The following is a 19,893-nucleotide window of genomic DNA, read 5'->3' on the forward strand; positions in this document are numbered from 1 at the left end:
CTCCTATCCTGGGAAATGTCCACTGGAAAGGGAGGACGCAATGCCAGCGAAGTCGACGAACTCCGATGACGGAGATCGTGAATCATCCGGTGCCGCAGCCGGAGCAAGCGACTTGGCAGCTCGCGTCGTCAGCTCTGCGGCACACGACATCGGGGGGTTCATTCGTGCACAGCGGGAAGCCGCCCAAGTTTCGATGCGCCAACTTGCTCAACTCGCCGGCGTCAGCAATCCGTATCTGAGTCAGATCGAACGCGGATTGCGCAAACCGTCGGCAGACGTACTGGCGCAAATTGCCAAGGGCCTTCGAGTCTCCTCGGAAGTCCTGTACGTCCAAGCGGGATATCTCGAACAACGCCCGCACAGTCCCATCAGGGACGCGGTGTTGGCCGAGACGGCCATCAACGAACGGCAGAAGCAAGTACTGCTCGAAATCTACGACTCGTTCTGTCGCGAGAACGAGTCGTCCAGACCAGCCGCAGCGCCCGATTTTGCTGAATCGGCCGCAATTCCAGACACCGAGACTTCACTAGGAGAAAAAGATGACTGACAAGAACGCCATCGACAGCGTCAAGACCTCGCTCTACGCCGCCGTCGGTGCAGGCGACCTCGTCGTCCAGGCCGTAGCCGACGTTGTTGCTCAGGTTCGTGAACGCGCCGAGAACACCCAGGGTGACGTCAACGGCCGTGTCGACGGTGCCCGCGAGAAGCTCGCTTCCGTCCAGGGTGACGTCGCCGAGAGCGTCGAGGCACTGCGTGAGCGTCTCGCCGGCCTGCCGTCCGAGCTGCCCGAAGAGCTCGCCGAGCTGCGCGAGAAGTTCGCACCCGAGGAGCTCCGCAAGGTCGCCGAGGCATACCTCAAGGTTGCCGGCGATCTGTACAACTCCCTCGCAGAGCGCGGCGAAGACGCAGTCGAGCGCATCCGCAAGCAGCCCGCGGTCGAAGAGGGCATCGCAGCTGCAGAGTCGGCACTCGGCGACGCCGTCGAGCTGACCGAAGACGCACTCGGAACCGTTGCTCGTCAGACGCGCGCCGTGGGCGAGCAGGCTGCCAAGCTGGCCGGCCGCGCTGCCGGACGCATCTCCGACACCGCAGAAGAGGTCGGCGAGAAGATCTCTGACGCCGGCGAGAAGATTGCCGACGCAGGCGACGAGGCCGCGCTGAAGGTCCTCGACCTCGGTGACCAGGCTGACGAGGCTTCCAAGGAAGCTGCCGCTCGCGTGACCGCTGCTGCTTCCGACGTCCAGGAGCGCGCAACCACCGCCGCCAAGAAGGCCGCTCCGGCCAAGGCTGCTCCCGCGAAGGCTGCACCGGCCAAGGCCACCGCGCCGGCTCCGGCCAAGAAGGCTGCTCCGGCCAAGAAGGCCTGATTTGCCCAGCCCCACCTGACGAAGGCTCCCGCGCTCAGCCGAGTGTGGGAGCCTTCGTGTTCGTCGGGAACCGGATGAGAACTTAGGATGTAGTTGTGACTCAAGTCGATGGGCTAGTCGGTCTGATCTTTCTCGCACTCAAAGTGCTCGCGTTGGTGGGCGCTGTCTACGCGATCGTTCATGCCGTCAGGCAGCGTCCAGACGCCTTCACCGCGGTCAACAAATTGACCAAGCCGATCTGGCTGGGAATTCTGATTGTCGCGGCATTGATTCTTCTGGCGACATCTCCTGTCGGCCTCCTGGGCATCATCGCGGTCGTCGCAGTGTGCGTGTATCTCGTGGACGTTCGCCCGCGGGTCGATGACATCCAACACGGCGGTTCTCGCTGGTAGTGTGCTGCCCCACTCTTCGCTCCAACGCTGACAACGGGCGTTGTTCGAGTGATAGTGTCGGTTAACGGCAGTCACACATAGATTGCATCCGTCTGTCGTCAGCAGCAGTCAGGGGTAAATGCATGTCCAGTCGTTCGCGCACCACAGAGCTTCGAGTACTGGCAGGCGCCGTCGGAGTGGGAGCACTCGTCGCGGCTGTCGCGGGGATCCGTCATCGGCGATCCACGCGTGGGTTGACCCTCTCGAGTGACGTCGAGCCCAATGCACTCCTGAAGACTCCGACGCTCAAAGCTGACATCAGCGAACTGACCACCGACGACGGTGCGATCATCAATGTCCGGGCTTACGGTCCCGTCGACGGCGATCCGATCGTTCTCAGTCATGGCTGGACGTGCTCCACCGAATTCTGGTACCCGCAGGTCAATGCGCTGGCCGGCGAATATCGCGTCATCACCTACGACCAGCGCGGTCACGGCCGCAGCACCGTCGGAAATCTCCCGCTCGGCCCGGATGTCCTTGCCGACGACCTCTCCGCCGTCCTGGCAGCCACGGTTCGAGAGGACAAGAAGGCTGTCATCGTCGGTCACAGCATGGGCGGGATGAGCATCATCGCCTGGGCTGGTCGCCACCCCGACGAGGTCAAGAAGTATGCATCGGCGGTCATGCTCGCGAGCACCGCGAGTGAAAGGTTGATCGCGGAGACCACGGTCATCCCACTGCCCAATCGTTTTCCTCGGGTGCCGGTCCCGGTGGGCCGCGCCATCCTCAGCTCGCCCGTTCCGTTCGTCTCCTCGGGCGCGATGACGAAGGCGATCCAATACGTCTCGATGTCACCGAACGCGACCAAGGCCGAGATTCAGTTCTGCGAGAACATCGTTCGCGAGTGCAAGCCCCGCATCCGTGGCGGTTGGGGAGCAGCGCTGAGCACCCTGGACATTCACGAGGGACTCGACAATCTCGAAGTGCCGACCACCGTGCTCGTCGGCTCGCTTGATCGGCTCACTCCGCCGGTCCATGCGCGCAAGCTTGCGCAGGTCCTCGACGACGCCGGCAACCTCGAACGGTTGATCGTGTTGCCGGGCGTCGGTCATATGTCGTCGATCGAGAACATCGACGAGTTCGACAAGGAAATCGTGCGACTGCGCAACCTCTAGCGCAACGCTGCTCTAGCTGAAGACAACCGTCTTGCGCCCGTGGACCAGAACACGATCCTCGAGGTGCCAGCGCAGTCCGCGTGAGAGTACGAGCTTTTCGATGTCTCGACCCTGACGGACCATGTCGGCGACATCGTCGGCGTGGTCGACGCGGATCACGTCCTGCTCGATGATCGGGCCTGCGTCGAGTTCGGCGGTGACATAGTGGCAGGTGGCGCCGATCAGTTTCACGCCGCGCGCGAACGCCTGGTGATAGGGGCGGGCGCCGATGAACGACGGCAAGAAGCTGTGGTGGATATTAATCGCGCGGCCGACCCAGTGCTCGCACAGTGATTCGGGCAGCACCTGCATGAAGCGTGCAAGAACAACGGCGTCGGGGTTGTGAGCGTCGACCAGGGCGCGGACCTTCTCGAAGGACGGTCCCCGTTCGGCCGGGTCCTTGGCGAACGGAACGTGGTGGAAATCGATCCCGTGGCGCTCGGTGACACTGCGCAGATCCTCGTGATTGCCGATGACGGCGCTGATTTCAGCCGGGAGTTCCCCGCCCGCAGCGCGGCCCAGGAGGTCATGCAAGCAGTGGCCTTCCTTGCTCACGAGCAGCACGATCTTCTTGGGAGCACCCGAGTCGTGAAGGGTCCACTCGGTTTCCGGACCGATCTCGGCTGCAACAGCTTTGAACCGTTCACGAAGCTCGTCGATGCTCATGCTCACCGAAGACGCACGGACCGCCTGCCGCGTGAAGAACCAGCCGGTGTCGGCATCGGCGTGATACGCAGCTTCCACGATCCATCCACCGACGTCGGTGAGAAAGGTCGAGATGCGTGCGACGATGCCCGTGGTGTCGGGGCAGCCGAGGGACAGGACATAGCGACGATCGTCGATCGAAGGTGCAGCGGTCATGCGGCCTAGTCTCTCAGGTGCGGCTGCGGCGACGGTCGCGTGGTGGTGTGCCAAGCTTTCCACCATGTCTGAAGCTGCACTCACTCGTTCCCAGGTTGCCGCGATGGTGGACCACACTCTGCTCAAACCCGAAGCCACCGCGGCCGATGTCACCGCCTTGATCGACGAAGCACGCAGCCTCGGTGTGCTCGCGGTCTGCGTCTCGCCGTCGATGTTGCCGATTCGCGCCGACGGACTGGTGACGGCGGCCGTCGTCGGATTCCCGTCGGGGAAGCATCATTCACTGGTCAAGGGCGCTGAAGCGCGACTGGCCGTCGATCAAGGCGCAGCCGAGATCGACATGGTCATCGACGTAGGAGCGGCGGTCGCCGGCGACTACAGCGCGGTGTTGGCAGACATCCTCACCGTCCGCGAGGCGATGGGGGAGAGTGCGATCCTCAAGGTGATCCTCGAAACCGCAGCGCTGTCCGACGAGGCCATCGTCGAATGCTGCCGCGCAGCTGTGCGTGCCGGGGCGAACTTCGTCAAGACCTCCACCGGCTTCCACCCCGCGGGCGGAGCGACGGTCGAGGCCGTCGCACTGTTGGCGCAGACGGTCGGCCCGGGCGTGGGAGTCAAGGCCAGTGGCGGAATACGTACTACGCAGGCAGCACTCGACATGATCGCGGCCGGTGCCACCCGCCTCGGATTGTCCGGAACCCGAGCAGTACTGGACGGACTGGCCGACTAGGTCAGCAGGCCGCAGCTGTCCGGCACCGCCGAGGTGTTCTGGTTGTTCGCGTCGGCGACGGGCATGGCGTAGGCGCCACCCTCGAGCGAGATCTCGATAGCGTCGTCGGTGACGGTCAGTTTGGTGGGCTTCATATCCAGCGGGTACGTCTGCAGGCTGTCGGTGAGTGTCTGGACGATGCCGTCGACCAGGTCGGTCGGCAGACCCAATCCGAGAATCTCGGCGCCGACGGTCTGGACGTCGACCACCCCGTTGGTGACGGTGGGCTTGACCGTGAGCTTCGCGAGCCCGACCGGTCCGACGTCGAACGCGAGTGTTCCGGCGCTCGAGTCGGCGGTGACGCCGGAGACGAGCCCGCCGAAGGTCTGTTCCTGCAAGGTGGCGAGAATGCCTGTGGTAGACCAGTTGACGTCGGCGCTGGAGCTGCCGATGGTGCCGCTGTTACCCGCCGAGGGCTGCAGGTTGATGTCGTTCACCTTCGCGTGAACCTGCATTCCCGTTGCGGGGCCGAACGAAGAGTCGTCACTGTCGATGCTGATGTACGGCACCTTCTTGTCGACTGCCTGCAGGAGTACTGGCTTCCAGCTCAACCCGACATCGACCTGGGATCCCAGTTCGCTCTGGAACTGGTCGGCCATGCAGGTCTTCACCTGGTTGCGTACGTACAGTTCTCCACCGACGAGTGCCGCGACGAGTACGGCGATCACCACGAGAAGGATGATGAGCACTCGGTTGCGCGGACGAGGGTTGTTCGCTGCGACAGTCATTCGCCAGATTCTTCCCGACGAGTCTGAACGAACTCTGTGAATACGCACTTCCTCATTCCTGTGATGCGCGACACAGTCGCCCGTAGTCTGTTCGAAACGGCGTTTTCGACGGTCACCGGAGGTGGTCATGGCTTCGGACTACGAATCACTCGAGCTGCTGGCGCTACGACAGTGTGGATTCGTCACGGCCCTCCAGGCATCCGAACTGGGTTTCGGTCTGGCCCTGATGGACGAGATGACGGAATCCGGTGCTTGGACGTGTGAGTGTCGCGGACTTTTTCGCCTCGAACGCGTCAGACATACTGCCTTGGACGAGTTTGCGAAGTGGTGCACGTGGTTCGCCGGTAGCGCCACCGTCTCGCACTACAGTGCCGCAGATCTGCATGGCCTCGGGCACCTGCAACCTCGTTTCATTCATCTCTCCGTTGCGCATCCTCTCGCGGCGCCGACCCGCCAGGTCGCACTGCATCGACTGCCACTCGCGGACGACGAGTGTGAACAGATCGGGCCCATCCGCATCACCACGCCGTTGCGTACCGTGCACGACCTCGCTTCCGGTGGAATTTCCCAAGTCCTACTCAACGAAGTAGTCGCTGATGCGGTGGCGATCGGTCGACTCGACGCGCACGAGTTGTATCTCTCGTGTGAGAACGCGAGTGTGGATGTTGCTGTTCGAGTGGAGTTGGCGCTCGCCGCAAGCCTGTAATCGAGATTGAATTCTTATACTTCTGCGAGCTTCTGGCATCACGTCCCAAATCGAATATGACGCCCATATCAGAGATGAGTGCGGGACTTACGGAATGGCCGATGTGGGGCGGCGACGTGAAGACGTTCGAGTTCCAGTATCGCGTTGGTGCGGATTGTGCGCGTGGTACCGATTTGTCGACGACGGTGCATTTCGACGGCACGGTGTTCGTTGACGACACGACGAATGGTCATGGTCCGTCGATAAACGTTCAGAAGAATGTCTCGGCGACGACCCTGTCTCCCGCGGACGCTGTAAAGGGAGGGCAGTCCGTTGAGCTGAAGGCGGCAGTGACCGGTGGTGCCGACGGTGATTCGGTCGAGTTCTTCGACGGCGCCACCAGGATCGGTGCGGGCACGCTCGCCAATGGTGCTGCAACACTTGCCTGGACACCGGCCGACGTCCGAACGCGCAGCGTGACGGCCAAATATTTCGGCAATGCGAAGGTATCGACCTCGACGTCTTCGGCTGTCGACGTCGTCGTCTCCGAAGCCGACAAGAGCACTGCCACCACGATCACCGGTCCCGCAAGTGCGGTGGCGGTGTACTCCGGTTCCGGTGTGTACCAGGCCTCGACGTCCGCGCCGCATGCGTTGACGGTCGCTCCGGTAGTCGTTCACTGGCTCCGTCTCGACCGGTGCTGCAGGCGGAACCGTGCAGTTCAAGCAAGGCGGTAGGGATCTGGGCTCACCGATTCCCGTGAACGTCAAGGTGCCGGCTCCCACCGATCAGCAGACCCAAACGACCTTGACCGTTCCGGCGAATGCGAAAACCGGTACGGCAGTTGGTCTCTCCGTAGCCGTCACGCCGACTCCCGTAGGCGGCACGGTGCAGTTCAAGGACGGCTCGGGCAATCTCGGCTCGCCGGTATCGGTCGTCGACGGCAAGGCGTCGATCATGCACGAGTTCGCGAGCGTCGGCACGCATGACATCACGGCCGTGTACTCGGGTGCCACAGGATTCCTCACCTCTACCTCGGCCGCGCGGGCAGTTTCGGTTACGGCTCCGGCCGCAGAGGATCAGGAAACGTCCATCACCGTGAGCGCCCCGGCGTCAGCGGCCAAGGGCGCGAAGGTCGATCTTGTTGCGGCAGTTATACCTACGCTCAGCGCAGGAACGGTCCAGTTCATGGATGGAGCCACCCCGATCGGTGGACCGGTTGCTGTCGTGAACGGCAAGGCCACGCTCTCGCATACTTTCACCGAACTCGGCGATCGTCGAATCACCGCGGTGTTCAGTGGAACTGACGGCTACCTCGGTTCCGAGACCCAGGCCGCAGTCACCGTCAAGGTAACGGCAGCGTCCGACGGCGGCGATCCCGGCAACGGCGGCAGTTCGACCGGTTCGCTGGGAAGCCTGGAAAACATCTTCGGGTCCTGGCCCGACGCCGGCACAAAGACGCCCCGCTGCGGAGAACACCTCCGCGGCGGGGCGTTTCCCGTCTGTGAGTTCAGGGATTCGGCGCTACGACATGCCAGGGCACGGTCAAGATGCAGTCACGAAGGCGTCGACGCGCGGGTTGGACGGGAATTCCCTGTGCCCGAAGAATTTCCAAGGCGGCGGCCCACCGGTGGCGAGGGCCGAACGAGGCGTGCGGCGCAGCAGTGGCCCAGGCTCGATCGGCAGCGCTCAGCAACGCATGGATCGGCTCGCCCGGAACATTGCGATGGATGAGAGCCTTCGGCAGTCGTTCCGCGATGTCGGACGGTCGCTCGATGTCGAAGGGGTCCCATGCCAATGTCAGCGTCAGCGGACGATCGGCGTCGAGAAGTACCCAGGCGCAACGTCTCCCGAGTTCGTCGCAGGTGCCGTCGAGTAACAGTCCGCCCGGTGCGAGACCGGACTGAATGTGTGACCACGCAGAGTCCACAGCCTCCTCCGGGTACTGCCGGAGAACGTTGAATGCGCGCACGAAAACGGGTGTGAGACCGGCCAGCTCGAATCCACCGCGGGCGAAGCTGACACCGTCACGACTCTCGACCACGCGGGCGGGGTCGATCTCGAGTCCGATGACCCGTCGGTCCCGCCGGACAGCGGTGAGGCGGCTTGCCATCTCGAAGGTGGTATCCGGCCTCGCCCCGTAACCGAGGTCGACTATCAACGGATCGGCTGCGTTGTTCAGGGCGTGCGCGATCGTGCGGTTGTGGACAATCCACCGGTCACTTCGTCGCAGTCTGTTGATCCCCGTCGTGCCACGGGTGATGACCCCCTCGATCTTCGGGGGTGGAGCCTTCTTCACGCCGGCTTCAGCGAGCGGCGAGCCAGGTCGCGGTGACCTGTGCTTCGGTGCGGAACAGATCTACGAGGTTGATCAGCATGAGCTGTTCCAACTTCGCGCCGATGAACGGGATGAATACCTTGGCCTCGGACGTGGTTCGCAGTGTGGACCCGGTATCGGTAGCGAACAACTCCATGGTTCCGGACAGACTTCCCGGCCCGGCGGGGATCGAAGCCTCATATGTTCCGGTCACGGTGTCACCGAAGGCGCCGTAGGACTCCTTGCGAGTGATGACAAGATCCTTCTTCATCACCGTCTGAGCAATGTCCGGCAAATCGGTGCGCGGAAGAATGTGGTGGAGCACGAGATCGATTCCGGTATCGGTGACCTCGAAATGTTCCACATGGTTCTCGGAGTGCTTGCGCATCTCCTCGACGCGGGCCTCCCAGTACGAGCGGTCCGCCAGCGCCGCGTAGACCTGCTCGGGGGAGTGCTGATAGCGGGCGGAGTAGTCGATGCGGCGAGCCATGATCGGAAAGAATACCTGTTACCCGCTGTGACAAGCCAAATTGGCCGTATCCACAACTGTCGCCGCCCGCAGGGTTTTACTTCGCGATCCACTCCCGGGTGAAGTCCTGTTCAGCCTGGATGAGCCGGACAACTTCGTCGACTATCGCGCTCTCGATCTTTCCGCCGAGGAACGGGATCTTGACCTCGACCTCACCGTCGACCTCGAGAGTGGCGGAGTTCTCGTCACCGGTCAGAACCTGGGTGCCCTCGATACGGGCGGGAACACCGTCGACGTGGGCGGAGAAGGTTCCGGTAGCCCTGCCGTCCTTGAACGGGGCCATCGTTTCACTGCGCTTGATGACGATGTCGCCGTTGACGACCTTCGACACCATGCTCGGGAGGTGCTCGGCGGCAATGATCTGCGACATCGTGACCGCAACGGTCTCGTCGCGGACGGTCAGCTCTTCGATCGTTGCGCCGGGACCACCGACAGCGACGATTCGGTCGCGCCAGTACTGCTCGGAGGTCACCGCCTCATGGACCTTCTCGGCGGGGACTGTGTACTTCGACGAATGCTCGATGCGACGGCTCACGATTGTGGAGGCTACCGTTTATCGATGTGTGGGACGTAACCATTGGCAGACGCGTCGTGGAATCAGGCGCTTTCGTGTCCGAGAACGTTGACTTGTCAGGATTGACGACGCTGCGAATCGGGGGACCGGCGCGGCTGCTCGCAGAATGCCCGACGACGCAGTCGTTGATCGACGTCGTGACGCTGCTCGATCGCGAGCAGATCCCGACGCTGATTCTCGCCGGCGGATCGAATCTCGTGATTTCCGACGAGGGATTCGACGGAGTTGTCGTTCGTGTGGCCAACACCACCGTGAGCCTCGACACGGACCGCGTCGTTGCCGAAGCGGGTGCGGTGTGGGACGAAGTAGTCGGCCAATCCGTCGCCGCGGAGTTAGGTGGCCTCGAGTGTCTCTCCGGGATTCCGGGCTCCACGGGTGCGACGCCGGTACAGAACGTCGGCGCGTACGGCGTCGAGGTGGGCTCGCGACTCCGACGAGTTCAATTGCTCGACCGGCGCAATGGCGAAGTGTCGTGGGTCGAACCGTCGAAACTCGAATTGGGTTACCGGTCGAGCGTCCTCAAGCATTCGGACGCAGCACTGGTTCTCGCCGTCGAATTCGACGCGTCGACCGACGGATTGAGCGCCCCGCTCGCGTACCGCGAACTGTTCACCGCGCTGGGAGCAGAAGAAGGCGCGCGGTTGCCTGCGTCGCAGGTCCGTGAGGCAGTTCTGGGACTTCGGACAGGCAAGGCGATGGTCCTCGATCCGTACGATCACGACACCTGGAGCGCGGGTTCGTTCTTCACCAACCCCGTGGTGCCGGGCGACAAGCTGCCTGCCGTGCTCGCAGCCATCGCCGAACAGCTCGGCGACGTCACCGTGCCGCAGTTCCCCGGCAGTGGTGGAACCAAGCTCTCGGCTGGATGGTTGATCGAACGGGCCGGATTCTCGAAGGGTTATCCCGGCGAAGATGCACCGGCCAGGCTGTCGACCAAGCACACCTTGGCGTTGACCAACAGAGGGTCCGCAACGAGTGCGGATCTGGTCTCGCTCGCGCGGGCAGTGCGCGACGGGGTCGAGGCCGCGTTCGGCGTCCGCTTGGAACCGGAACCGGTAACTGTGGGCTGCACCGTCTGATTCCTGACAGAGCCCGCAGGTAGCCTGTTGAAGTGCATGAGCTGGGTGGTCGGAGAAGTCGTTCGCGTCTTGTTGCGTTGGTAGCTGTATTGCTCGCTGTGATGGTGGCCGTCGTCGGCTGCACGATCGGCGGCAAGGACGGACAGGGCGGCGCGGCGGCCGCCGAACCAGCACCGGTGGCGACCGTGGTGTCGACGCCGGCGCCCGGTACCAAAGATGTCAGCCCGGTCGCCCCCGTCTCGGTAGCGGTGACCCAGGGAACGCTGTCCGACGTCAACCTCAGCAACGCAGCCGGTAAATCCGTCGCCGGACAACTGTCGCCCGACAAGACATCGTTCGCCGTCAGTGAGGCACTCGGCTACGGCACCACGTATTCGTGGTCGGGCTCGGCAACCGGAACCGACGGTAAATCCGTGCCGGTCCAAGGGAGCTTTACGACGGTTGCCCCGGAGTCGACCACCGGCGCCACCCTCAACATCGCCGACGGCCAGGAAGTTGGCATCGCGGCACCGATCACCGTGCAGTTCGACAACTCCGTCGTCGACAAGGCGGCCGTCGAGAAGGCACTTGTCGTGACCACCGTGCCGCCCACCGCCGGATCGTGGGCTTGGCTGGCTGACGACAACGGCGGATCTCGGGCCCATTGGCGCCCGGCCGATTACTGGGTGCCAGGAACGACTGTTCATCTGGATGCCAAGCTCTACGGCTTGAACTACGGCGGTGGCGCCTACGGCGACCAGGATCTCACGCTCGATTTCACGATCGGTCGCAGCCAGATCGTGAAGGCGAATGCACCGAGCCACCGCATGCAGGTGGTGCGCGACGGCCAGACGATCATGGACATTCCCGTCAGCTACGGCGAGGGCAACGAACCCCGAAACGTCACGCGCAGTGGCATTCACATGGTGACCGAGAAGTACGAAGACTTCATGATGTCCAACCCGCCGTTCTACGAGAACGTGCGCGAGCGTTGGGCGGTGCGCATCTCCAACAACGGCGAATTCATCCACGCCAATCCTGAAACCACTGGGGTACAGGGCTCGTCGAACGTCACGAACGGTTGCATCAACCTGTCGACGTCCGACGCGCAGGAGTACTTCGGAACGGCCCTCTACGGTGACCCCGTCGAGGTGACCGGCACGTCGATCGACCTGTCTCCTGCGGACGGCGACATCTACGACTGGGCGATCGATCTGCCGACCTGGAAGTCGATGTCCGCACTGCCGTAAACCGATTTGTTGCTGTGAACCGAGCAATCTGGCGAAGTTCGGAACCATCCGGGCGTTGCTTGCGTCAGTACAGGTAAGTGCTGTCGGCTCGGGGGAGTCTGACGGAGGTTTCGACGTCAGGGGGACGGCAGTGGGCATTCCATTTCTGGAAGACGTGCTGGGCAGAATTTCCGAAGCGACGCAGGCCGTCCCTTCCGGCGTGGCGGCATTGCCAGTTGTCGGCATTCCTGTCGCGAGCGCAATCGCTACATCTGCTCTGGTTCAATCCGTGACCGACGACCGCGGCGCGTTCGACGGCGAGATGGCTGCTGCGACTGCGGACGCCGATGCAGAACGCGCACGAGCCTGGGGTGAGCGCGATGCCCTCACCGCTCAGACCTCGTCGCTGGAGTACAGCGAACATGCAATCGTGGACGACGATCCGTTCGACGCGATGTCGCACTCCGAAATCTTCGATCACGTCAACGAGATGGATCCGGCAACCCTGAGCGCAATCGGCGAGGCCTGGAAGGCTATTGCCGGCCGGGTGGAAGCCGGCATCGGGAAGTTCCAGAACGATGTGAACGGCGCGATCACCGAAGGGTGGCAGGGGCGGGGCGGCTCGGCTGCATTGGAAGCCGTGCTGGCCTACTCGGCAGATGCGGGTGAACTGAAGGTGCGCGTCGATCTGATCTCGAACAAGATCGAGGAGGCGAAGATCGCACTCCACGAGGCCAAACGCTCGATTCCGGCACCCGACGGCGCCTCGACGGTCGAGATGATCCTCAGCGTGGTTCCCGGGGCTACGTGGAAGCAGGCCCAATACGAAGCGGAAGAAGCCGAACGTCAAGCGCGCCAGGTGATGAAGGACGTATATCTGCCGTACATGAAGCGCGCGGACGACCAGGTGCCGATCCTCCCGGCCGCGTTCAATCCTGTCACCGGCAGTGGAGGGGCTGGCAGTGGAGGTGCCGGCAGTGGAGGGTCTGGGGGCGGCGCATTCGGTGGCGGTGGTTCCGGCGGCGGGAACACTTCGGGTTCGGGGAACGGGCTCGGCACGCCACCTACATCGGGTGGCGGAGTTGGTGGAGGAGCGGACGGTGGAAACTCCGGCGGTGCAAACCCGGCCGGAGACGGTTCCGGTCAGAACCCATCCGGAACCAGTTCCGGAAATGGTGACAACCGTAGCGGCGTTGACGCCCAAGGGAATTTGGGTGCCGATGCTGCCCGGTTCGCAAACGATTCCGGCCCGGCCGGGACTACCGCGGCACATGCCGGCCCACTGCCGGCCGGTGCAGCGCCAGGTGCCCTGGCAGGTGCAACTCCGAATGGTGCTCAGCTCGGTTCCGGAGTGCCTTCAGGCCTCATGGGTAGCGGTTCGGGTGGTGGTTCCGCAGGTGGAATCGGTACCGGCGGCTTCGGGCCAGGCGGAACCGGAGGTGGCGCTCTCGGCCCTGGCGGCCTCGCCGGTGGCGCTCTCGGCCCTAGCGGCCTCGCCAATGGCGGGCGTGGGGGCGTCAACGGAACTGGCGGTACCTCGGCGACGGGCGCGCAGAGCGGTCGGGGCGCGATGGGTGGCGTCGGCGGCATGGCACCGGGACGCGGACAAGGACAAGACGAAGACAGCGTTCACGACACCCCCGGCTACCTTGTCACCGTCGAGAACGGCAACGCCCTGATCGGCGACCTACCCATGGTCTCCCCGGCGGTGTTGGGCGAATGACAACCAAAATGACAACCAAGCAGTGGCAATTCACCGGCCTCGAATTCTCGATCCTCTGGGAAGCGGTCGGACGTGACCGCCTCCCGTACCCGCTTCGGTTTCGTTCGACGGCCGAAACCATGAACGAGCTGACAGCGGAGCGCCGTCGAGCGGGAGCGCGCCTGTCTTCCATGCTTGACGATCGGCTGCATCACGTTCTCGGGGCACTTGCGAATCCCGCTGCGCGCGTCGAGGTTTCCGGTTTTCACGGGCCGAACATGAGTACAGTGACGCGATTGCACGGCGTTGTTGCCGGCGATCTGGGCGTGCTCGCAACCCAACTGCCCGGCAGGACCTCGGACTGTGGCTCCGACGTGGTTCTGAGCGTGGTGCATCCGTCGGCAATTCCGCGGATGCTGGTCGATCGGCTGCCCGCCTGCTCCGCCGGATCGGAGCGTGGTGTGAGCATCGAGAGATCGAAACCTGCCGGGGGACAGAGCTTTCTGAGCAGCGCCGGCAGTGCACGCGGGAGCGAGGAAGTGCGCAGGTTCTTCGGCCGAGCACGGACCTCGATCGGTGAAGTCACCGCATACCCAGGCGGAGCCGTCGACAGCAGACCGACCGACGACGGAATAACGTTCCACTGGTACGACTATGCCGATGACGGTCGGTACATCATCACCGCGGGTGAAACCGTCAGTGCCCGCGGCGCTTCCGCGGAAATGACGGAGGCCGAGATTGCACGCAATCTCGGCCTCGTCCTACACCGGGCGATTCGCACTGGTTAGTCAGAACGACTCGAACTAGTTGGTGGTGCGGTGGAACCGGCCGGGGCTTGCCTGATCCCTCGGCTTGACGACGATCTGATCGAGGTTCACGTGCGACGGCCGCGAGGCGACAAAACCGATGATCTCGGCGATGTCCTGCGCCACCAACGGTGTGATTCCCTCGTACACCTTGTCTGCCTTGTCCTGATCACCTTCGAACCGGACGAGTGAGAACTCCGTCTCGACGGCTCCCGGCGCGATTTCGGTCAGACGAACGGGCTTGCCCAACAGTTCACCGCGCAATGTCCGGTGAAGGACGGCTTGAGCGTGCTTGGCGGTGGTGTAGCCCGAGCCGTTGTCGTATGCCTCCAGCGCGGCCACCGAGGTGATGGTCACGACCAGACCATCGCCCGAATCGATCAGCTTGGGCAGCAGTGCCTTCGTCACACGCAACGTGCCCAGGACATTGGTCTCCCACATCCACCGCCAGTCGTCCAGATCGGCGTCCAGGACCGTCGCCAGACCCTTTGCGCCACCCGCGTTGTTGACCAACACGTCGACACGGGGGACCACCGCAGCGAACGCGTCGACGGAATCCTCGTCGGTGACGTCGAGTTCGAGAGCAGTACCACCGATTTCCTCGGCGATCTTCTCGAGACGATCGACGCGGCGAGCACCGATCACGACGTGGAATCCCTGAGCTGCCAGGGTGCGAGCGGTGGCCTCACCGATTCCGGAGCTGGCTCCGGTGACTACGGCGATACGGGCATCGGAAGAAATGGTCATGATGCAATCGTAGGGCTAGTCGGCGGCATACTCTGCTTCCCGTTCGATGGATTCGATGTGACGACGCGGTACCTGTATCCGGCCGGGTGTGTAGGTGACGGCGCGCAGAGAGCCGCTGTACCGGAACGGTCCGTGGCGTCGGCGCACATCCCACGACACCGGCCCTCTCGCGTCGACGCCGACTGAAATGCCGGTCCACGGCGCCATCCCGACCAGTTGTACCTGCCCGAGTAGTTGACCCGCATGGATTCCGTCGACACTGACGTGGAGATCCCAACGCAGCCGAGGTACCACCGTCACGGACACGTCGATGCGCTTGCTGCCGATCGCCAACGGGCCTGCATCGACCACGGAGTAGGAACCGAATGCGTTGTATCCGAGATGCAGGTGCCCGTCCTCGACGTAGAGAAGATATCCGCCCTGTGGATCACCGTGAGCGACAAGAACACCGGCGTCACCTGCTCGGTAACCGTCGAGTTCGACGGTGATGTCGAAGTCGCGGAACCCGATCAGTTTGCTCGACCGGTAGCGCTCCAGTGGAGGTGTTCCGGCAAGCAGACGGACCGGGCGCGAGAGTGCTTCCTCCGCCGGCCGCCGGACTGCGCCCACCGAGTTGCCGAGTAGCGGAAAGACCGTGTTCGCCCACGCCGAGTGGTCCCAGGCCTCGGCGAGTTCGCGAACCTTGTCGGGAAACCGTGATGCGAGGTCGTCGAGCTCGGTCGGGTCGGCTCGGACGTCGAACAACTGCCAGTGTGGCTTGTCGATGTCGTCCGGCGCCAGGGCCAGCAGTTTCCATCCGTCCTTGTAGTAGCCGCGGTTGCCGGTCATCTCGGTGTACTGCTCGGTGTGAGTGCTCGGAGCGGTGGACGATCGCAGAACCGGTGCGGTCGAGACACCGTCGAACTCCTTCACCGGAAGCCCGTTGCGTACGCTCGGTGCGTCGATTCCGGCCAGGTCCAGCAGCGTGGGGGTCAGGTCTGTGACGTACGCGAACTGGTCGCGAATCCCGTTGTCGTCTGCTCCGGGTTTCAATCCCGCGGGCCACGACAGGACGAAGGGAACACGAATTCCCCCCGCGAAGGACTGCCCTTTGTAGAACCGGAAGGGGGTGTTGGACGTCTGCCCCCATCCACGTGGATAGTGGACGCCCAACTCCGGTCCGCCGATCAGGGATTCGTCGTGGGGGACATCGCCGACCCAGTCCGGATCCTGGATATGCGCGAATTGTGCGAAGTAGCTTCGGGTTCCGTCCGAACCGCCCTCGGCGGTGCCGCCGTTGTCCGAGGTGAAGACGATGATCGTGTTGTCGAGCTCGCCCAGCTCGTCCAGGGTGTCGACGATGCGTCCGACGCTCTGATCGATCGAGTCGACCATCGCCGCGTACACCTCCATGTAGCGGGCGAACCGAGACTGCACTTCCGGTGTGAGCGAATGCCATTCGGGGACGTCGAAGCCGGGTTCGGAGTTTCGCGGAGCCTGCCGTGTTCCGTCCGGAAAGAGTCCTTGCAGGAGCTGAGAGGCGAACCGAGACTCTCGGATTCGATCCCAGCCCTCGTCGTAGCGACCGCGGTATTTTGCCTGATCGGCCGGCTTGGCCTGCAAAGGTCCGTGCAGCGCGACGTGCGCGAAGTAGAGGAAGAACGGCTTGTCCTGATCGTGGGCGCGCAGATCCTTGATGTACCCGACGGCCTTGTCGGTCAGATCGTCGGTGAGGTAGTAGCCCTCGGGATACTCGTCGACGTCGACCACCGAATTGTCGGAGATCAACTGATTGGGATAGTAGAAGGAATTGAGGCCTTCGAGCGAGCCGTAGTATCGATCGAAACCGCGCTGCGTCGGCCAGGAATCGCGACTTCGGCCCGGGGCGAGGTTTGCGTCGCGCACGAGATGCCACTTGCCCACCGCATAGGTTGCATAGCCTGCGCCGCGCAGGATTTCGGGGAGTGTGTGCACGTCGTCGGCCAATTCCAGACGCAGCCCGGGGTATCCCGGATCGGCGTTGGCGACAAATCCGTACCCGGCGCGGTGCGGATTGAGGCCGGTGAGAAGTGCGGCGCGTGAGGGCGAGCAGAGGGGTGTCGTGTGATAGTTGGTCAACCGAACACCCTGCGCGGCAAGCCGATCGAGGGTCGGAGTCTCGATCTCGGAGCCGAAAGGCCCGATGTCGCTGTATCCCATGTCGTCGATCAGAACCACGACGATGTTGGGTGATCCGGGAGTAGGGGTCGAGGCGGTGGGCCACGACGGGGCCGAATCGGCTGCGGTGCGGCCGGTTCGGCCCTCGAAGCCTTCGTAACCGCGGGCATGCGGAGGAAGGATGGAATCCGGTGAAGTCATGGGAGAGTCGAGGCACCTTCGATAATCGAGTATTCGGAAGCGTCGCCGGCGATGCTGCTGCTTCGTTCCCCGTGGATGTTGACCGGAATGTCACCGGCAAGTGTGATGCGCTCCAGACGGCGGTACTGATCGTCGTAGTCGGCGATCGCGTAGTGCTGGGTGGCGCGGTTGTCCCAGATGGCGACATCACCCGCCGCCCAGTTCCAGCGCGTCGTGTACTCGAGCTTGATGGCGTGATCCTGCAGGAGCTTGAACACACCGTTCGACTGTTCGGTGCTCAACCCGACGAAGTTCTTGACAAAGTGTCCGAGGACGAGCGTGCGTTCTCCGGTTTCGGGGTGGACACGCACCACCGGGTGTTCCGTCTCGAAGTACGTGGACTGGAACTCTTCGCGGTAGGCGGCCGTGCGATCTTCGGTGAGCCGCTCGGCGCTGGTGGCCGCGTAGTCGTAGACGTTCGTGTGGCGGGCCCAGAGGTTCTCCGCGAGCGCCTTGAGCGGATCCGGGAGTCCGTTGTAGGCGGCTACCCCTGACGCCCACGTCGTGGAACCGCCGTATTCGGGTAGCTGCACCGCGCGCAGGATCGACGCCTTGGGGATGCGATCGACGAAGGTGACGTCGGTGTGCCAACTGTTGGCCTTGCCCAGGTCCGAATCGATGGGGAGGACTTTTGCGCCGTGCGACTTCACCGTGGGGTGGGCAGTGGTCGGGGTGCCCAGCAGCTGGGCGAACTCGTACTGCGAATCGTTGTCGAGGTGGTCTTGCCCGCGGAAGAAGATCACCTTGTGTTCGAGAAGTGCCTGTCGGATGAGCGAGATCGTCGCCGGGTCGAGGTGCCCGCCGAGGGTGATTCCGTCGATGCGGGCGCCGATATGCGCGCCGAGGGCGGTGACAGTGCCGCGAGCGGCGTCAGCAGCCGCTCCGTTCGTCGACGCCGCATTGGTGAGGGTCGGCTTGGCGAAAGCTGTAGACATGGTGCACCTTTCGTGGGGAGTGTGCCCACCCAAACACGCGAGATTTCGCCACGACAGGGTTGCGTTCAGTGTGATCGTTACCGCACCTGATTTGTGAATCTCGGTGAAGCTGCTACTTTTGGAGCCATGTCGACCGACCAGCCTGCCGCTTTGCGGGTCACCTATGTGACCGCTGCGCTTGGTTCGCGTCTGCCTCTGGCGCGAGAGCTGTGTTGTCGCCGCCGTTCTTTCTGCAGCTAATTTCTGCGCCTTTTCTGTCTACTTCTTCGTGTGACCAGTGGAAACGCTGATTTCTCGGTCGACAGAGATATGCGCCTTCTCCTCCTTCTGCAAGGGACAGCCATGTCGACACCCACCATCTCTGCCATTCCGAACATCCGATCGCGAACCGCGCTCTCGGGAACCCGGACCCGTACCCAGATTGTTGCGCCCGAACTGCGCATTGCCGACGGTCCGTCCGCGACTGTGTTGCGCATTGCTCGATCCCGCGGACCGCTCTCTCGCGATACCGCCGCGAAAGCGTCCGGACTGAGTATTGCCACCGTGAACCGGCAGGTCACGAGCCTGCTCGACCTCGGAATCCTGCGCGAACGCGCAGACCTGACAGCCTCCGGCGCCATCGGGCGTCCGCGGGTTCCGTTCGAGGTCAATCACGAGCCGTACCTGACCGTCGGCATCCACATCGGTGCCGTAGTCACCAGCATCATCGCCAGCGATATTCGCGGCAAGGTGCTCGGCGCCGTCGAGATTCCGACGCCCGCCACCAATTCCGCTGTCGCACTTGCCACCATTGCGCGGTCGGCCAAATCGTTTGCCTCACGGTGGCACAAGCGTCGCCCGCTCGCCGTCGGCGTGGCCATCGGCGGTCGCGTCGATTCGGCGACCGGAGTAGTCGATCACCCGCGCCTGGGGTGGAAGGGCGCCAAGGTCGGGTCCATCATCGGAGCCGGCTTGGACCTCCCCGTTTCGGTCGCCGCCCACGTCGAAGCGATGGCCGCGTCGGAACTTCTGCTCAGCAACGACCGCGCCGAGGCGCCGACACCGGGAACCACCGGACTGTACTTCTACGCCCGTGAAACCGCCGGTATCGCAATCACTTTCGAAGGGCGAGTGCACACCCCGTCCAGCGGGCCCGGTTCGATCGCGCACCTGCCCACCGGCTCGTCGGCGCGGTGCACCTGCGGCGCGGTGGGTTGCTTGGAAGCGACGATCAGCGACCGCGCGGTCGTCGCGCAGGCACTGTCTTCGGGCGCAGTGATCCAGGGCAGTGAGCGTGTCACGATCGCCGATGTCTATCGTGCTGCGTCGGCGGGTTCCATTCCGGCTCACGAACTTCTGGTCGACCGGGCGCGCGTGCTCGGCCGGACAGTGGCGATGTTGCGTGACCTGTTCAACCCGGATCGGGTGATCCTCGGTGGCCAGGCGTTCACCGACTATCCGGCCGGCGTGCCGCACGTCGCCGAGGCTTTCTCGTCGGCATCCTCCTTGGAGCGCAAGGATATTCGAATCACCGGTTTCGGCAATCGCGTTCAGGAATACGCCTCGACGGTCGTGTCACTGAGCTCGCTGTTCGCCGATCCGGCGGCGGCAATGCGGCGTGCGTCGGCCGTCTGACTGCGAAGAGG

At 63.5% G+C, this 19,893-nt stretch carries 20 protein-coding genes and 1 pseudogene; 13 read left to right on the forward strand and 8 right to left on the reverse strand.

Annotated features, from left to right (window positions below):
- Window positions 1-40 precede the first annotated feature (40 nt).
- From ACFWAD_RS26315 to ACFWAD_RS26330, 4 genes are all read left to right on the forward strand, one after another.
- Entirely contained in the window at window positions 41-547 is a 507-nt protein-coding gene (locus tag ACFWAD_RS26315; RefSeq protein ID WP_230816898.1) for a helix-turn-helix domain-containing protein, read from the forward strand.
- Window positions 540-1,367, forward strand: a complete 828-nt coding sequence (locus ACFWAD_RS26320) for a heparin-binding hemagglutinin (protein ID WP_378447100.1) — start codon at window positions 540-542, stop codon at window positions 1,365-1,367. Before ACFWAD_RS26315 ends, ACFWAD_RS26320 begins: the two co-directional genes overlap by 8 nt.
- 95 nt (window positions 1,368-1,462) lie before the next feature.
- Window positions 1,463-1,759, forward strand: a complete 297-nt coding sequence (locus tag ACFWAD_RS26325) for a DUF2516 family protein (protein ID WP_003941505.1) — start codon at window positions 1,463-1,465, stop codon at window positions 1,757-1,759.
- 122 nt (window positions 1,760-1,881) lie between these two features.
- Window positions 1,882-2,913 carry an alpha/beta fold hydrolase gene (locus tag ACFWAD_RS26330; protein WP_021333908.1) on the forward strand — a complete coding sequence of 344 codons (1,032 nt, stop codon included), beginning with the start codon at window positions 1,882-1,884 and terminating at the stop codon, window positions 2,911-2,913.
- A 12-nt stretch (window positions 2,914-2,925) separates the two neighbouring features.
- Here ACFWAD_RS26330 and purU read toward each other — a convergent pair whose 3' ends face one another.
- Window positions 2,926-3,813, reverse strand: coding sequence for a formyltetrahydrofolate deformylase (gene purU / locus ACFWAD_RS26335; protein WP_378549154.1), 888 nt, complete (start codon window positions 3,811-3,813; stop codon window positions 2,926-2,928).
- A 64-nt stretch (window positions 3,814-3,877) separates the two neighbouring features.
- On the opposite strand from purU, the gene deoC reads away from it, so the two are divergent.
- Window positions 3,878-4,543, forward strand: a complete 666-nt coding sequence (deoC, locus tag ACFWAD_RS26340) for a deoxyribose-phosphate aldolase (RefSeq protein WP_378549157.1) — start codon at window positions 3,878-3,880, stop codon at window positions 4,541-4,543.
- Here the strand turns inward: deoC and ACFWAD_RS26345 are convergent.
- Window positions 4,540-5,310, reverse strand: coding sequence for a DUF2993 domain-containing protein (locus tag ACFWAD_RS26345; RefSeq protein ID WP_378549160.1), 771 nt, complete (start codon window positions 5,308-5,310; stop codon window positions 4,540-4,542). The two genes, deoC and ACFWAD_RS26345, sit on opposite strands and share 4 nt — an antisense overlap.
- Before the next feature lie 127 nt (window positions 5,311-5,437).
- Here ACFWAD_RS26345 and ACFWAD_RS26350 point away from each other — a divergent pair, with 127 nt between their 5' ends.
- The 3 genes and pseudogenes from ACFWAD_RS26350 to ACFWAD_RS26360 all read left to right on the forward strand — a co-directional run.
- Window positions 5,438-6,016, forward strand: coding sequence for a hypothetical protein (locus tag ACFWAD_RS26350; RefSeq protein ID WP_378537489.1), 579 nt, complete (start codon window positions 5,438-5,440; stop codon window positions 6,014-6,016).
- Between the two features lie 74 nt (window positions 6,017-6,090).
- Entirely contained in the window at window positions 6,091-6,732 is a 642-nt protein-coding gene (locus tag ACFWAD_RS26355) for an Ig-like domain-containing protein (protein ID WP_378549164.1), read from the forward strand.
- 34 nt (window positions 6,733-6,766) lie between these two features.
- Window positions 6,767-7,288 (forward strand): annotated as a pseudogene (locus tag ACFWAD_RS26360) (Ig-like domain-containing protein); the annotation flags it as partial.
- Between the two features lie 217 nt (window positions 7,289-7,505).
- Here the strand turns inward: ACFWAD_RS26360 and ACFWAD_RS26365 are convergent.
- The 3 genes from ACFWAD_RS26365 to ACFWAD_RS26375 all read right to left on the reverse strand — a co-directional run bounded on the left by ACFWAD_RS26365 (window position 7,506) and on the right by ACFWAD_RS26375 (window position 9,376).
- Window positions 7,506-8,294, reverse strand: a complete 789-nt coding sequence (locus ACFWAD_RS26365; RefSeq protein WP_378549167.1) for a class I SAM-dependent methyltransferase — start codon at window positions 8,292-8,294, stop codon at window positions 7,506-7,508.
- 7 nt (window positions 8,295-8,301) lie between these two features.
- Entirely contained in the window at window positions 8,302-8,802 is a 501-nt protein-coding gene (locus ACFWAD_RS26370; protein WP_378537494.1) for a DUF2505 domain-containing protein, read from the reverse strand.
- Between the two features lie 76 nt (window positions 8,803-8,878).
- Window positions 8,879-9,376, reverse strand: a complete 498-nt coding sequence (locus ACFWAD_RS26375) for a DUF2505 domain-containing protein (RefSeq protein WP_378537496.1) — start codon at window positions 9,374-9,376, stop codon at window positions 8,879-8,881.
- A gap of 74 nt (window positions 9,377-9,450) precedes the next feature.
- On the opposite strand from ACFWAD_RS26375, the gene ACFWAD_RS26380 reads away from it, so the two are divergent.
- The 4 genes from ACFWAD_RS26380 to ACFWAD_RS26395 all read left to right on the forward strand — a co-directional run bounded on the left by ACFWAD_RS26380 (window position 9,451) and on the right by ACFWAD_RS26395 (window position 14,192).
- On the forward strand, window positions 9,451-10,494 hold the full coding sequence (locus ACFWAD_RS26380) for a UDP-N-acetylmuramate dehydrogenase (RefSeq protein ID WP_378549170.1): 1,044 nt from the start codon (window positions 9,451-9,453) through the stop codon (window positions 10,492-10,494).
- A gap of 32 nt (window positions 10,495-10,526) precedes the next feature.
- Window positions 10,527-11,723: an Ig-like domain-containing protein gene (locus ACFWAD_RS26385; RefSeq protein WP_378549173.1), complete on the forward strand. Its 1,197-nt coding sequence runs from the start codon at window positions 10,527-10,529 to the stop codon at window positions 11,721-11,723.
- 130 nt (window positions 11,724-11,853) lie between these two features.
- The gene (locus ACFWAD_RS26390; RefSeq protein ID WP_378549176.1) at window positions 11,854-13,425 is read left to right on the forward strand and encodes a hypothetical protein; all 1,572 of its coding nucleotides are present in this window, start codon (window positions 11,854-11,856) and stop codon (window positions 13,423-13,425) included.
- An 8-nt stretch (window positions 13,426-13,433) separates the two neighbouring features.
- Window positions 13,434-14,192 (forward strand): ESX secretion-associated protein EspG, encoded by a 759-nt coding sequence (locus ACFWAD_RS26395; RefSeq protein WP_378549179.1) that lies wholly within the window; start codon window positions 13,434-13,436, stop codon window positions 14,190-14,192.
- Between the two features lie 15 nt (window positions 14,193-14,207).
- On the opposite strand, the gene ACFWAD_RS26400 is transcribed toward ACFWAD_RS26395, so the two are convergent.
- From ACFWAD_RS26400 to ACFWAD_RS26410, 3 genes are read right to left on the reverse strand one after another with little or no spacing between them, the layout of a single operon-like run.
- Window positions 14,208-14,957: an SDR family NAD(P)-dependent oxidoreductase gene (locus ACFWAD_RS26400; protein WP_378549182.1), complete on the reverse strand. Its 750-nt coding sequence runs from the start codon at window positions 14,955-14,957 to the stop codon at window positions 14,208-14,210.
- A 15-nt stretch (window positions 14,958-14,972) separates the two neighbouring features.
- On the reverse strand, window positions 14,973-17,294 hold the full coding sequence (locus ACFWAD_RS26405; RefSeq protein WP_378549185.1) for an arylsulfatase: 2,322 nt from the start codon (window positions 17,292-17,294) through the stop codon (window positions 14,973-14,975).
- Window positions 17,291-18,268 carry a TauD/TfdA dioxygenase family protein gene (locus ACFWAD_RS26410; protein ID WP_378537508.1) on the reverse strand — a complete coding sequence of 326 codons (978 nt, stop codon included), beginning with the start codon at window positions 18,266-18,268 and terminating at the stop codon, window positions 17,291-17,293. The genes ACFWAD_RS26405 and ACFWAD_RS26410 overlap by 4 nt, the downstream gene beginning before the upstream one ends.
- Before the next feature lie 342 nt (window positions 18,269-18,610).
- On the opposite strand from ACFWAD_RS26410, the gene ACFWAD_RS26415 reads away from it, so the two are divergent.
- Complete coding sequence (locus ACFWAD_RS26415; protein ID WP_378447114.1) at window positions 18,611-19,882, forward strand: ROK family protein; 1,272 nt, start codon at window positions 18,611-18,613, stop codon at window positions 19,880-19,882.
- Window positions 19,883-19,893: the final 11 nt, after the last annotated feature.

Origin of the sequence: Rhodococcus sp. NPDC059969 (assembly GCF_042738325.1) — a bacterium.
Lineage (GTDB): Bacteria > Actinomycetota > Actinomycetes > Mycobacteriales > Mycobacteriaceae > Rhodococcus_F.

Excerpts from the sequence above, each read along its gene's own strand:
- ACFWAD_RS26405 (WP_378549185.1), bottom strand. The coding sequence starts at position 17,294 with ATGACTTCACCGGATTCCATCCTTCCTCCGCATGCCCGCGGTTACGAA.
- ACFWAD_RS26400 (WP_378549182.1), bottom strand. The coding sequence starts at position 14,957 with ATGACCATTTCTTCCGATGCCCGTATCGCCGTAGTCACCGGAGCCAGC.
- ACFWAD_RS26315 (WP_230816898.1), top strand. The coding sequence starts at position 41 with ATGCCAGCGAAGTCGACGAACTCCGATGACGGAGATCGTGAATCATCC.
- ACFWAD_RS26370 (WP_378537494.1), bottom strand. The coding sequence starts at position 8,802 with ATGGCTCGCCGCATCGACTACTCCGCCCGCTATCAGCACTCCCCCGAG.
- ACFWAD_RS26410 (WP_378537508.1), bottom strand. The coding sequence starts at position 18,268 with ATGTCTACAGCTTTCGCCAAGCCGACCCTCACCAATGCGGCGTCGACG.
- ACFWAD_RS26350 (WP_378537489.1), top strand. The coding sequence starts at position 5,438 with ATGGCTTCGGACTACGAATCACTCGAGCTGCTGGCGCTACGACAGTGT.
- ACFWAD_RS26355 (WP_378549164.1), top strand. The coding sequence starts at position 6,091 with ATGAGTGCGGGACTTACGGAATGGCCGATGTGGGGCGGCGACGTGAAG.
- ACFWAD_RS26395 (WP_378549179.1), top strand. The coding sequence starts at position 13,434 with ATGACAACCAAGCAGTGGCAATTCACCGGCCTCGAATTCTCGATCCTC.
- ACFWAD_RS26415 (WP_378447114.1), top strand. The coding sequence starts at position 18,611 with ATGTCGACACCCACCATCTCTGCCATTCCGAACATCCGATCGCGAACC.
- ACFWAD_RS26330 (WP_021333908.1), top strand. The coding sequence starts at position 1,882 with ATGTCCAGTCGTTCGCGCACCACAGAGCTTCGAGTACTGGCAGGCGCC.
- deoC (WP_378549157.1), top strand. The coding sequence starts at position 3,878 with ATGTCTGAAGCTGCACTCACTCGTTCCCAGGTTGCCGCGATGGTGGAC.
- purU (WP_378549154.1), bottom strand. The coding sequence starts at position 3,813 with ATGACCGCTGCACCTTCGATCGACGATCGTCGCTATGTCCTGTCCCTC.
- ACFWAD_RS26345 (WP_378549160.1), bottom strand. The coding sequence starts at position 5,310 with ATGACTGTCGCAGCGAACAACCCTCGTCCGCGCAACCGAGTGCTCATC.
- ACFWAD_RS26320 (WP_378447100.1), top strand. The coding sequence starts at position 540 with ATGACTGACAAGAACGCCATCGACAGCGTCAAGACCTCGCTCTACGCC.